Consider the following 13,934-nt stretch of genomic DNA (forward strand, 5'->3'; position numbering starts at 1 on the left):
CCAAGGCCTTCGGTCAGCGTGACGGTTGCACGGCCGACATCCGCTCCTCCGGTGTCATCGCATAGGTCAGCCACTTGCAGCCGTAATTCGCCGACTGATTGTCTCCTGTCCGATCCGGAAGACTAACCCCCTTCACGGGACGTGTGCTGCTGGAATCGCTGCACCCTGCTCCGGTGCGGCGACGCTGACCTTGTCTCGACGGAACAGACGGTCCAGGCCAATGATCACCGCTGGCGTGATGAGGGCGATGTAGATGTCGTCAATCCCGAACGGATCGCCCATCACGTACCAACCCGTGGTGGTCACTGCCGCGCCGACAAGACCAAGCGTTGCGCCACGGTTGCTGCCAAAGCGTGGAAAGTAGAAGGCGAAAACGGCCACAACCGTAACTGCCAGCCGCAAGGCCCGTGTGAAGAACGATAGATGAAGTACTTGGGGTGCAAAAATTACTAGCAACAGCGGCAAGAATGCAATCGGGATAGCGAGCAATCGGGATACCCGTAGCTCCCTTTCAGGAGTAGGCTTGAACATCGGAACGTAGAAGTCGCGTACAATCAACGCGGAGGCCGCAACCACTACCGTTCCGACCGCGACGAGAATCGATGCGATGATCGACACCATCACCACGCCCGAGAGGAACGGCGACAGATGATTCAAGAACACAGGAAACGCGTAGAGGCTCTTCATCTCAGGGAACAGAAATTTGGCAGAGACCCCGATGAAGCCGAGGGCAAGGCTTACCGGCAAGCACAACAACGCGGAGATGGCGCAAGCGCCGCGTACATCCTGGGGGCCCTTGAGTGACGAGATCGCCTGGACAATGAACTGCGTCGAGAAGATCGCTCCAACGCTCGCGATGGTCCATGCGATGATTGTCGTGAGCCCAATAGAGCCGTCCCAGGTGAAGTAGCTCGGCGGCAGCGCAGCGATCACTGGCGTGACGCCACCGCTCATCGTCAGTGCCGCACCGCAGACTATGGCGACGCCGATGATCTTGAGGACGGTATGCATGAGCGAGACGTATGCCGTGCTCTTCTGGCCGCCGATCATGCAGTACGCCGTGCTGATGCCGGCGATCAAAAGTGATGAGATCCCAAGGGGCAGCCCGAAGGCGGATGCCAGGACGGCGGCACCGCTAACATATTGCGCCACGAGCACGAGAAGAAGCGCGTAGATCATAATCAGCGACACTGTCAGCTGTGTCGAGCGGCCGTATCTCTTTGCGATGGCGGCCGAAATTGTATATTCCCCGGTCGCGTATAACTTCTTCGCAAATCCGAGTCCGAACAAAAGAAAGCCGAGGGCCACACTCGCCACCGCCCACGAGGCGGCCATGCCGGATTCGAATGCTGCCTGAGCGACACCAATGGTCGATTTCGGCGCGATGAACTCCGACATCATCAGGACGCCGATGACTACAGCCGGGACCGAGCGACCGGCGACCATGTAATCCGCCGATGTCTTGGCGCGATAGCGGTATGTCAGCCAGGTCGTGATCGCGAGATACGCGACGACCATGACAATGGTGACCGTTAGAACGGTCCCATGTGCTTTGACTGCCTCCATAGACTTGATCCTCCCGGGTTTACCGCGCTCTCTTTCCGAACGGGCCGCTGACCCATTTCGGCGTGACGCTGACCTCGTTTTTCGTGCCGCCGCGTGGCGACCTGCACGTCAGTTCGATGCTCGACCGGCCCAGCGCAAGAACGTCACGACCGCGTCCGCAGTCGCTTCGGGCCGCTCTTGCTGCACCCAGTGTCCGGCACCCGCGACGAAGTGCGGCTCGCCCATGGCGGAGAAGACCGTGGTTCGCATCCGCTGGAGACCACCCGGTATTTGGTAGGCTCCCCAGTCGCGATCACCCGAGAGGAACAGCGCGGGACAATCGATGGTCCGGCCGGAGAAGAGCGCGAGGTCGCGGGCCAAGCTACCGTCCATCCTCGTGCGGTACCACTGCAAGCCGCCCTGGAACCCAGTGCGCGTGTACTCGCTACTGTAGAACGACAGCTCAGCTTCAGTCAGCCAAGTACAGGCATCGATTTCCGCGTTGGATGGCATCTCCGGAGCGACAGCCGCGGGCATATCCTGCGCCAGTAGCATGATGTAATAATGCGGCATCCGTGCAAGCTCGGCCGCCGACCACGAGGCAAGCTCGAACGGCCGATTGCCAGGCCAGTCTCCGCTCTTATAGTGATAGTATGCTCTCAAAAAGGCGTGTATCCCTTGTGGGCATCGCCACAGGTCTTCGTTGGCTCGCCGTGTTGAGAAGTAATACTGGTAATGCTTGCGCGGCGGCTCAAGCGCAGCGAGGTCGACATTGATTGGGTCATGCGTGCGGGGCGGCGAAAGCGGCCAAGATGGCGGTCCAGCAAACGGCGAACTCATGATCACAAGTGAGCGGAAAAGATCGGGCCGCACGAGCGTGCAGGCTGCCGCGACCGACGCCCCGTAATCATGACCGACAACACCAGAGACCGAGCCCACTCCGAGCGCGGCGGCGAGCGCGACCATATCTCGAACGAGGTTCAGGATGCTGTAGGGCGCGAGATCTTGCGCGAAGGGGATTGGCTGCGGCGATGTTTGTCCATACCCGCGCTGATCCGGCGCGACGACGTGGTAGCCGGCTTGAGCGATCCGCCCCATGACGTGCCGCCACGAGAAGGCGAGCTCTGGAAAACCGTGCAGGAGGAACACGACCGGACGTCCGGGTTGCTCCCACCCGGCCTCGAGCACGTGGAACGCGAGACCATTCACGTCCGGCACGATCCGCGACCGGATTCCGGACGGCAGTAGGGCGGCTAGGGCAGCCTGCGGATCGCTCATGCGCGGGCTCCCGGCGCGGGGTGAGGTGATCGTGTGCGGAACCATCCCGGCCCAGCGTGAGATGCCGCCTGCCGTCTTGCAAAACCGTCGCGATTTGCGGACATCCGACGGCGCCAATCCCGGACGGATCCGGCAGCCAACAGCGGGAAATTCTCGACCCTATGATGCCGCAAGACGAGCCGGAACAGGCGCGCTACATCGTGACGGCGCTTCGCCGCGGCCTGGCCATTCTGGCCCTTTTCCACCGCGAGAGACGCGTCATCAGCGTGCCCGACATCGCCTCCGAACTGAGGCTGTCGCGGGCGACGGCGTTCAGGATGGCCTATACCCTGGAGCGGGACGGCTACCTGCAACGTCTTCCGAACTCCAACGCCTTTCAGCTCGGGGCGAAGGTGCTGATGCTCGGCTTCGACTACCTCCAGGGGACAGAGGTCGTGTCGTGCGGTCGGGAGGCGGTCTACGCCCTGCGGGACCGGACCGGCTTCTCCGCCCACATGTGCGTGCGCGACGGCACAGAGATCGTCTACGTGCTGAGTGCCGCCTCGAACCACCGCTTGCGTGGCGACATATCGGTCGGAACGCGCTACCCCTGCCACGCCGTTGCCTCGGGCCGCGCGCTGCTGTTCGGGATGAGCAAGGCCGAACTCGTGGCCCTCTATCAAGGCGTCACGATGCACGCTTTCTCCGACCAGACGCCGACCACGGTGGCGGAGCTTTTCGCGACCGTCGAGCGCGAGCGCGCACAAGGTTACGCCGCCAACATCTCCGGCTTCGTCAGCGGCATCGTCAGCCTGTCTGCGCCCGTGCACGACCGGGACGGCAGCATCGTTGCGTCGATCAACGTCTCCGATTCCGAGACTGTGCTGAAGGACTTGGCTTCCGTTTGCGATGAAGTGCTGACGGCGGCCGCGCGGGTGTCCGCCCAACTTGGCTGGCGGGGCTGAGACCCCGCCGCCCGCATCAAAGGAGGTCATCGGAGTTCGTCAGCGTGCAGCGGCATCCCGATGTCGCGAAGCGCGGTTTGAACACGCTCGATAGGCACGGCGCGCACCGTGGTGTTCCCTTCAAGCGCGATGGCTGCGGCGATGCCTGCCGCTTGCCCTGTGGCCATGCAGGCCGGCACGTTGCGGCTCCGCCCGTGGGCAGCATGGTCCGCCGAGATGCAGCGACCGGCGACTAGCAACTGCTCGACGCCGCGCGGCACCATGCAGCCGTAAGGTAGCTCGTAGGGGCGCAGCCCCTGGAAATCGACGTCGGCACCTTTCACGTCGTGGACGTCAAAAGCGGAGACATCGGCCGCGATGCTGTCCGGGAAGGATTTGTCGCCGCGGACATCACTCGCAGTCAGCGTGTAGTCGCCGACGACGTGCCGTGTCTCTCGCACGCCCAGGACAGGCGCGATCTGAGCGATCTTCGCCTTCTCGAAGCCTGGGACCTTCGCGACCAGGAACCGGGCATACTCGACGATCTGCCGGTAGCACTCCACAACGGCGGCGCTGAACTCGGTCGGAGAGAAGACGTTGACGCCAAGAACGCGCGTCGCATTCACGTACATGAGCCCGTTGGCCGTCTTCAGCGTGATGTTCTCTCGAGGCAGGTCGATGTCCGTTTCAGCCCGGTAGGCCCGGATCGTGTTATTGAAGCCTGTCAGCCACAAGCCGTAATCCAGATCCGCGTCATTCTCGGGAATCGCCTGCGCGGGAATGTCGTCCGTTTGCCGCGCCCAATGTGCGAGGGCGACCACATCGACGTCGGACATAGTGAAGTACATGCCGACTGGCTGCATCTTCATCGCGTCGCCGTCCTCCCCCGATCCCATCACGAACGGGGCGCCAGCGCCGGCCGCGACGTCTCCATCGGCCGAGCAGTCGATGACGACCTTCGCGCCAATGAAGCTGCGGCCAGCCTTGTTCTCGATCACGACGCCAGTCACGGCATCCCCATCCAGAACCGGCCGTGAGACGACCGTCTCAAACAGAATTTCGACCCCTGCATCCGCGCACATGCGGGTCAGCAGCATCTTCATGATCTCAGGATCGCAAGGCGAAGCGATCTTCACCTTTCCCGTCTTGGTGCCCGCGAAATAGTCGAGCCCCGCCGCGCCTGAGGCACGCGCCAAGGTCCACAGTTCCAGAGGGATTCCGCCGACGAGCGCACCCGACGGCTTCGTGTTCAGGCCAAGCGTGAGGTTTCCGCCGAGAGATCCGAAACGCTCGATCAGGACAACCTTCTTGTTGCGGCGTGCCGCGGCGACAGCCGCTATCGGGCCCGTCGTGCCGCCCCCAACGACGACGATGTCGACGTCCATCAGGACGGGGATCTCGCGTGCCGGCTCATGGATCGTACGCATCTGTTTCCTCCGCTGACGCTTCATATTCGAAGCGTCAGTTCATTTTCTTGAATGCTAGCAGGTCAGGGGCGCTCGTCAACGGGGCCTTCATGACCGGGTCTCAACCGATCTGTCGGTTTCATTCAGCAGGCGACAGCTAGGGAGGAAGGTGCCCCGGTCGCCTCGGGCGACATTGATCAAAGCGCGACACAGCCGGACAGACGTAACTCTAAAGTTAGGTTCAGAGCCATTCCCGAGAAGAACAGAGGCAACCCGGCGAAGAGTTTACCGTGATATTCGACGCTGCCCTTGGTGAAACTTTTATCAACGCCCTGAGATAGAAAATAACCGCAAAGATTTTTGGTATGACGTGCTGCAGGGCGCAAATCTGCTCATCGTGCACCGCCAATCCGATCTAAACATGCACTAATGCGGGCAGGTCCTGTTAGAATTCAGCTGTGAACGTTGCTGTACTGCCGTCTCAATAAAGGATAAGTTCCTCGTCGGTCCCGCGCTGGCCACGCTGGCAACGCAGCTGGACGAACGGCTGCTTGCGGGTGATGGGGACCTCATCCCGAACGGCCGCGCTAGGTTGGTAGGAAGCCGTCCGCTTTTCCAGCACATCTGCTCCGAAGCAGCCATTCCGCTTTCGGCCACTTCCGGCCTCGCTGGCTGGCGCCACTGAACGGCTAGGTTGACCGTGGCTCGCGCCCGGCGCGAGCCATCGTGCGGCTTCCATGTGGATAAACTGATTTTCTTGCTCGGAGCGTGTAACTGTCTGACTTAGCGAAAATTTCTTGCCTGGCTGGGAGCTGCCAGCGTTCCAGGTCGAGCCACTTTTCCACTTTACAAGGCTGAGGGCGACCGTGGGGGGCGTTGAAAAAGGGGCGAATATAGCCCCTTCTGTAGCTGGCCAGCACATAAAAAGGCCGGAAGTTCCCCTAGGCTTGCAGGACGAGCCGAGCTGGAAAACGCGGATGACGGTGCAGACGATCGTGCCGACAGAGGTAGCAATAGGCTTCCGTGTTCGCGCGAGTTCCATTGCGGCGGGAAACACATGTTGCAAGTTGCGTCAGAATTTGGATCGGCTCACGATAGCCGTAGCGAAGGTAGATGCTATCCCGGGTTTCACGGGGGCATCTGTCGAAATCCAATCCAATATAAGCATCGCTGGCATCGAGATTTATTAATACAAGCAGCGTTGGATCCCGCGATCGATGTAATGGAACGCTCCCGGTTGGAGGTTCCCGCTTGTATCGCCTTCGAAGTCGGACGGGCCGACCGCCGGGTGCTCGTAGTTGGCGTCCACGACGCCGTTTCTCGACCGACGATCGAAAGCGATCTCGAAATCTTGGTCGTGACGAGGTCTGCGATACTAGTCGAGCCGACCCTCAGCGCCGCACGTGCGGTGTGGGCTACACGACACCATCCCATCGCAGCCGGCGACCGCATCAGGATATTGACCGCATTCGAAAAGGCCGAGACGCAAACCCTAAGCCATCTCGCAAGCGTCGTCAGGGATCCCGCAGGAGGTGTCGAAGCGGTCCTGGGTTTGATCTGTTCGGGCGAGCTCATGACCTCTATTCGCGCTGGAATACGCCCGGCGATGAGGGTGTGGCGGCGAAGCTCGATCGAGCTCGGCGCACCCTGGGGCGAGTCGCAAGCCCAAAACCGTTCCCTTGGTTGTCCACAGGAAGCTGGCAGGTCGTAACGAATCGACGCGCTTGCACCTTGTCCTGGGAAGAGTTGCCTGGTCTTTTAGTCCATGCGGTCGTTCGCGTTGCTCTCTCAGGTGGGAGCCGTCTTCAAGGACGCGGGCGATAGTCGGGGATTGCCAACCCTCGGCGCAACGCAGTCGCATCTGCCCTCGTGCGGTGCGGCTTAGGACTGCGGAACCTGCGTAGCCGGACGGCTGCGCCGCACTCCATCGCGACGGGCTCGGAAATCTCAATCGAAATTTTGGCCTATTGGGCCGTCGTGTCTGCTTGGACGCGCCGACCCAATGCCTATGCGCGATCGCCTGAATTGGAGGAAAACGATGATCTGAATAACGAACGGGGTGCGACGTAGCAGTCGCCGCTTTTTGACCAGAAACTGCCGCCGCCCAGCCTGAAACCCTAGCGGCGCTCCACCAGCAGTATCCTTTGGGATCTGTTGGCCACGACAATCTAGTCCCAGGCGGGATGAGGAGGGCGGGGTCGTGCCGTGCGGCACGCTCATCGAGTGTCATCGTCTGAGAGGCGCTGCATGCTCTGCCCTAGCTCTAAGCGCCGCTATCCACACCGTCGCCCAACAGGAGGCCAACCACGACAGCAAGCAACGCCAAGCTCAAAAACGACGAAGGCGCTTAAGCTTTCACCTAAGCGCCTTCGAAGCTGAGAGATCATCCCCCGATCCTTGCAAGAAAACGGGATGATCAGTCGAAAATCCTGCGACACGGCGCGAACGCCGCGGCACGGAGATTCCATACGTGGAGAGTGCCATAGGCGGAGTACGCCTGCAAGTCTCCACCCGGTCTCAGCTTCCTCAGCCAATGGCTGCCGGAGGAACGACGCCCCCACCAGGGCGAACGCCCCCGGCTGCCTCCGTCCCCTTCGGCGCTCCACAAGCGCCAAATGACGCACGAGGATGCGATGCCCCTGACGATCGAACGATCCCCCGACGACTGGGAGTCGCCGGCCGAAAGCTTGGCCGACCGATTCCCCACCAAGTTCCGCTCGAAGGCGTCCACGCAGGGCGTGCTCGTCACCACGGGTTTAAGGCCGCGCCAGATCTTCTGGGACAGCCTCGGTGAATTCGGCACGCTCGCCAGCGTGCTCGCCCGGCGCGACATCGTCGAGGTGCGCGAGCAGCAGGAGGCGCTCTATCGCGACGCCGAGGGTGTCGTCCGCCGACACTTCTTCGACTTCGTTGTCACTTTCGACGACGGCACCCGCCGGGCGCTCGCCTATAAGCCGCGCGATCGAGCCGAGAAGCTCGGATTTATCGACTTCCTAACCGACTTGGCCGATCGGATCTCCCCGGAGATCGCCGATGAGATCGTCCCGTTGACGGAGTTCGATCTCCCCCGGGCGACCATCCAGAACGCCATCCTCATCCACGACTGCAGCCGCGACCCGTCGGACGAGGTCGAGGAAGCCGTGCTCACGGCGCTGGCCGAGTTCATTGGCCACGTCAGCATCGCCGACCTGCGCGACGCCACCGGCCTCGGCGGCCAGGCCTTCCGGGCGATCGTCCGCCTCATCGGCTCCGGCGAGATCGTCATGAAGGGCACCGCCCGCATCGACGGCACGGCCCTCGTCCGCTCGGCCAACCAGGGAGATGCACGATGACCCCCCGCTATCAGATCGATCCCACCGACCGCCTGATCCTCGGCGGCGGCCAGATCCTGACCTGTAAGGGCCTGACGAAGACCGGTTACCTCCTGCAGCCGTTCGGCACGGACCTGACTGACCACGTCGGCTTCGAACAGTTCGAGGAGGCTCGGCAGCACCCGGACTTCCGTCAGGATCCCCTGTTCTACACCGAGCCGCGGTCCCGCGCCCGCGCGCGCACGCTCATCGAGAGCAACGACGAGATCCCGGCCGAGGAACTGCCGGACGTGCGCTGGCGGGAAGCCTGCGTGCGCGCCTTTTATGAGGAGGAGACGAAGGATCGCCGCAACCCGCCACCGCCGGAGAAGCAGAGGGTCAATCGAACCCTGCCTGGTTTCGAGGAGGCGATGGTGCGCGCCAAGCCGCAGCTAATGCAGCTCGACTGCGCCAAGAAGGCTTCCGCCAAGGCGACCCAGAAGCGTCCGAGCCTGACCAAGTCCGGTAAGCCTCGGAAGGTTCGGGCGGGCCAGACCGTCCAGTTCCGATCCCTGCCCGGCGCGAAGACGCTGCAGCGTTGGACCCTCGCCTACGAGGAGGCGGGCTGCCAAGCGTGGGGCGTGCGCCAGTGCCACTGCAACAGCGGCAACCACGAACCCCGATACACCGCCGAAGAGTGCGCGGTGATGATCGAGGCGGTCTACGCCTACCTCGATCTGAAGCGTCCGACATTCGAGCAGTGCTACGCGGACTACGTGGACGCGCTCGCCGTGGAGAACGACAAGCGCGCGGCGGACGGACAGCCGCCTTTGCGAAAAATCGGTGCGACGACGTACCGGGCTCGGATCAAGCGCATCCCTCGCTTCCAGCGGGACGCCGCGAGGCACGGCATCGAGTACGCCATCCGCAAGAACTGCGGCGTGCGCCGGAAATTCGACGTCACCCGCATCGGCGAGCGCGTCGAGATCGACGGCTGCAAGGTGTCGTTGATCCACATGGCTGCGGAGAGCGGCCTCTGGGCGAAGATGACCCGCGAGCAGAGGGAGGCGGTACCGAAGCAGCGCTGGATCCTGCTCCGAGCGATCGACGTCGCCTCAAAATGCATCCTGGCGGAGGTCATCACCCCGACCGAGACGACCAAGGCCGCCGCCGTCCTCCTGCGGATGATGCTCGTCGACAAGACCCCGCTCGCGGCAGCGATGGGGGCCAAGACGCCGTGGGAGTATGCCTGCCTCCCACACGCGATCGCGACCGACGGTGGGGCCGCGTTCCGGTCCGACCGATTCCGTCAGATGCTCGCCGACCTCGGCATCGTCTTCGTCGCACCCCAGGTCGGTCAGCCGAACAAGCGCGCCACCGTGGAGCGCTCGTTCGGCACGACCCGGACGCAGTTCCTGCAGCTTTTCACCGGGCAAACGTTCGCGAACATCGGCGACAAGGGCGACTACGATCCCGGCCAGAACGCCAGCCTGTTCCTGGACGAGTTGGCCCGGGCGCTCGTGCTGTATGACGTCGACGTCTACCACAACTCTCCTCACGAGGGCTTGTATGGCGAGACGCCTCGGGCTTGCTGGCAGCGTCTTATGATCGAGAGCGGATGCTCTCGTATAACCCCAGGCGCTCATCAGCAACGAGCGATCTTTGGCGTCCACCTCAGCCGCAAGCTCGGCAAGAGGGGTGTCCGCGTCCTCGGTCTACACTACCAGTCCGTCGAACTCGCGGCCGTGTTGAAGGATCGGGGCGAGATCGATCTCCCGGTCCGGGTCGATCCGGACGACCTCGGCTGGATCTCGGTTCAGATCGGGCGGGTCTGGAAGACGATCCCCTGTGCCACCTCCGGCCTCGAGGGAGCCTCGATCCAGGCGTGGTTGGGCGTGGTCCAAGATCAGCGCCGACGGTACGACATCGCGGCCGCAGCGAGCCGACCGATCGTCGCTGATGCTCTTCGACAGATCCGGGCTATCGCCGCCAAGGCTGAGCGCCGCTTCAGCATCGCGCCCCACACCTACGACGCCGAGGCAATCTACCGGGCGGAGGCCGAGACGCTGCGAGGGTTCGATGTTCCCGAGGAACGGGTGCGGATGAACGCCCCGCCGGGCGGCGATTGGCTGGCGCAGGGTATCCCGATCACCGGGCCGAAGGTCCAGCAGGTCCAGCCCTCGGCATCACCACGCAGACAGCGTCCTGAAACCGAGCCGCCTCCCACCGCGTCACCCGCAGATTGGGATGACCGTGACGAGGATGACAGCGACTGGGCGATGGAGACGCCCGATGCGTGATGACATCGCCAATCCTCTCGACCACTTCCGGAGCGTAGCGACCGAAGAGCAGCGCCAGCGGATCGAGGTCATGCAGCGGGTGCGTGGGGCGTACTTCCGTCATCCAAAGCACGACGAGGTCGCCGAGCATGTCGACGAACTCCTTGAGCATCTCTTGGAGCACACCGACTCACGGGTGAAGTGCGGCAGTGAGGAAGCTTCAGGAATCGCCATCATCGGCGCATCCGGTGCTGGCAAGAGTACGATGCTGCGCCGAATTTTCCTCGAGCACCCAGCCTTCCCGCATTACGGCGTCATTGGATCTCGCTGCCCCCTCGTGACGGTCAAGCCGGAGGGAGCCTGCAAACTCGATCGATTTGCGATCGACACCCTGCGCAAGCTGGGAATGCCGGTACAGGACGTTCCCCGTCAGGAGCAACGCATGGCGCACATGGTACGGGATCAGCTACGGCTGATGGGTGCGAAAGTCCTCCATATCGACGAGGCTCATCACATCACGCAGCCGGCCAACTCCATTCAGATCAAGAAGATCCTCAACACGTTCAAGTGTTTGATGATCGATGATGAGTGGCCGATTGGATTAATTCTGTCGGGGATCCCGGAGCTCAGACACGTTCTGGAAGGGGAGCGGCAGGTCGCTCGTCGGCTTGCTTTCGTGCCGCTGGCGGGACTGACTGTCGCGTCGGACGAACGCAAAGTCGGGAAGATCGTCCAGAAACTGGCCGGCCTCGCGAAGCTCGGGTTCTCGACGGTCCAAACCGATGTCCTTGCACCGCGCATCATTCACGCTGGCGGATATCAGCTGGGATGCGCGATCGAGCGAATCCACGAGGCGATCCGGGTCCGGCTCAAGCGCAATCTGCCTCGCCTCTCGACGGATACGCCTTCGCCTGACCCGTTATCCTTGGATGATTTCGCCACGGCCTATGCCCGGAAAACAGGCGTGGAAGCGCAGGACAATCCGTTCCTCGCGCATGACTGGGAGGCGACCGATCCGTTCCGGGTCCTGAACGGACCGCAGCGGACCGATGACAAGGGTGATCGCCCCTCTCCGCGTTCGACAAAGCAGGGGGGATGAGCCATGGCCCGACTCTATCCCTTCGTGCCGCTCTTGCCCGGCGAGGCCGTGACCGGCTTCTGTTCTCGGCTGGCGGCGATCCACAAAACCACCTCGGTGCGGACATTCCTTCGCTATCTCGGCCGGCGGTTCACTCCGATCGTGTTCGGGCAGGCCATGGCGCTCGACGATCTCGCCGAGTTGACGGGCATTCCTACCGGCGAGATCGTGCGTAGCAGTCTTGTCCGCTTCAACGGCCACATCACGCATCGCGGACAGAGTTTCCCTACGACGATGTCTCGTGGCACGCGCACGTTCGTCTGCCCACGATGCCTGGCAGAAGATGAAGGGCATTCGCGGCGGAACCCAATCGAGACGAGCTACGGTCGTACGATCTGGCAACTGACACCGATCCAGGCCTGCCCACGTCACTACGTGCTCCTCCGCGAGATCAGTGGACTCGTTCACGTGAGCCAGGCTTACGACTTCTCGCGGGCGATCTGGCCGCATCTCAGCCGGATGAAGGAATACGCTGAGACGGCGGCTGAGGTGATGCCGTCGGCCGCGGAAGCCTATCTCCTGTCTCGTTTTGAAGAGCAGCGGGAGACCTCGCCACTGCTCGATCAGATGCCTTGGTATGCGGCCGCACGAGCGTGCGAAGCGATGGGGGCCGCGGCGTTATTTGGGCCTGCGGTCACGCTCGGGAACTTGGCACTGGGCGAAAAGAGGCAAGCGGCCGACGTCGGCTTTCAGATCGCCCACGGGGGCGAGCCGGCCGTGTTGCGCTTCCTCGATGACCTCCTGCGCAACCACTATACTCGCGAAGGGTCGAACGACGGGCCTGGGTCCATGTACGGCATACTCAATCATCTCCTGACGCGCCCCGGCGTCGATCCAGGCTACGCGCCACTGCGGAGTATCGTGTTCGAACATGCGCTCGGCGCCGCGCCCTTCGGTCCCGGAGACATCATCGTCGGGCTCCCGGTGGCCCGCCGTCGCACCCACTCCTTGATGACCGCTGCTGCGGAGGCGGGGCAGCATCCCGATCGCCTTCTCAAGATTCTAATCGCGGATGGGATCATTCCCCGTGGTGCGAGCCTGAACGGGCGTGTGGTCTTCGATGCCGCTATCGCTGCGCCGGTTCTGCGGCGCACGACCAAGCTCCTCAATCTCCGAGCAATAGCGGAGCATCTCCACACGACGTACTCCTACGTGATCATGCTGACGACGAACGGCTTCATCGAGCCTTTCAAAAGCGACATGGTCCAGGAGAAAGTCATTCGGGCCCGGTATGCCAAGGCGGATATCGACGCGTTCATGGGGAGGCTCGTCGAGGGAGCTGTCGTCCACCCCCAGCCTGAACGGCCATTCATGGACATTCCTCGTGCGGCCAAACGCACATATTGCCCGATGCAGGATATCATCGGGATGATCCTAAAGCGGAAGCTCCGCTGGGTTGGTGTGGAGCCAGACAAAATCGGCTTCCATGCGATTCTAGTCAATGCCGATGAGATTCTCGAGCAGGTTCGCGGACCGGAGCATGATGGCTACACCATGCAGAAGCTGCGGGTTCGCATGAAAGTCGGCGAACGCGTGGTTCAGGCGCTCGTTGCCGGCGACTATCTCCCTCGGGTGATGCGTCTCAATCCAGTTAACCGACATCCAAACTGGATCGTGATGCCAGAGACGATCGACGCTTTTGAGCGAACCTACGTTTCCCTCAGTGAACTCGCCGATCGTTGGGAAACGAACGCGTTCAAGCTTAAAAAAGATCTTGATCGCCGCGGCGTAATACCCGCAATACGGCGAGATCGGGTCGGCGCAACGTTCTATTTGAGAAAAATGCTGCTTTGAGTTGTTGGCCAAATATTAAAGCTTAAGCCCCGGCGATAGTCGGGGCTTTTTTTTGGAATCAGTCCGAGCTCTGAGTTCAGAGGCGCGCCTTTTTATGCTCAGATAGGTGCCAGATTATGATCTCAAATTGGAGCGCGAAGAGCCATGCGCGCAAATAAATTCCAGCAATTACAACGAGATAGATCGGAAAATTGGACAATCTATGGTGTTCGCCACGTCTCTGCTTCGAAGATCCTGAAAGTCTGCGCGGACCCTTCTGTCGGTGTGCGTCCATCGACGCT

The 13,934-nt window shown here is 62.1% G+C and carries 8 protein-coding genes; 5 read left to right on the forward strand and 3 right to left on the reverse strand.

From position 1 onward, the window contains the following. Positions 1-132: 132 nt before the first annotated feature. Positions 133-1,566, reverse strand: a complete 1,434-nt coding sequence (locus tag ACLBXO_RS02335; protein ID WP_447684382.1) for a sodium:solute symporter family protein — start codon at positions 1,564-1,566, stop codon at positions 133-135. 108 nt (positions 1,567-1,674) lie between these two features. Then, the gene (locus ACLBXO_RS02340; RefSeq protein ID WP_447684383.1) at positions 1,675-2,823 is read right to left on the reverse strand and encodes an alpha/beta fold hydrolase; all 1,149 of its coding nucleotides are present in this window, start codon (positions 2,821-2,823) and stop codon (positions 1,675-1,677) included. Between the two features lie 161 nt (positions 2,824-2,984). Between ACLBXO_RS02340 and ACLBXO_RS02345 the strand changes: the two genes are divergently transcribed. Then, a complete protein-coding gene (locus ACLBXO_RS02345; protein ID WP_447684384.1) occupies positions 2,985-3,767 on the forward strand; it encodes an IclR family transcriptional regulator in 783 nt (260 codons plus the stop codon). 26 nt (positions 3,768-3,793) lie between these two features. On the opposite strand, the gene ACLBXO_RS02350 is transcribed toward ACLBXO_RS02345, so the two are convergent. After that, on the reverse strand, positions 3,794-5,173 hold the full coding sequence (locus tag ACLBXO_RS02350; RefSeq protein ID WP_447684385.1) for an FAD-dependent oxidoreductase: 1,380 nt from the start codon (positions 5,171-5,173) through the stop codon (positions 3,794-3,796). 2,612 nt (positions 5,174-7,785) lie between these two features. Between ACLBXO_RS02350 and ACLBXO_RS02355 the strand changes: the two genes are divergently transcribed. From ACLBXO_RS02355 to ACLBXO_RS02370, 4 genes are read left to right on the forward strand one after another with little or no spacing between them, the layout of a single operon-like run. After that, positions 7,786-8,484: a hypothetical protein gene (locus tag ACLBXO_RS02355; protein WP_447684386.1), complete on the forward strand. Its 699-nt coding sequence runs from the start codon at positions 7,786-7,788 to the stop codon at positions 8,482-8,484. Beyond that, positions 8,481-10,742 (forward strand): hypothetical protein, encoded by a 2,262-nt coding sequence (locus tag ACLBXO_RS02360; protein WP_447684387.1) that lies wholly within the window; start codon positions 8,481-8,483, stop codon positions 10,740-10,742. Before ACLBXO_RS02355 ends, ACLBXO_RS02360 begins: the two co-directional genes overlap by 4 nt. Beyond that, entirely contained in the window at positions 10,735-11,820 is a 1,086-nt protein-coding gene (locus ACLBXO_RS02365; RefSeq protein WP_447684388.1) for an ATP-binding protein, read from the forward strand. The genes ACLBXO_RS02360 and ACLBXO_RS02365 overlap by 8 nt, the downstream gene beginning before the upstream one ends. Before the next feature lie 3 nt (positions 11,821-11,823). Next, complete coding sequence (locus ACLBXO_RS02370; protein ID WP_447684389.1) at positions 11,824-13,653, forward strand: TniQ family protein; 1,830 nt, start codon at positions 11,824-11,826, stop codon at positions 13,651-13,653. Positions 13,654-13,934: the final 281 nt, after the last annotated feature.

It is taken from the genome of Methylobacterium sp. C33D, from assembly GCF_053345825.1.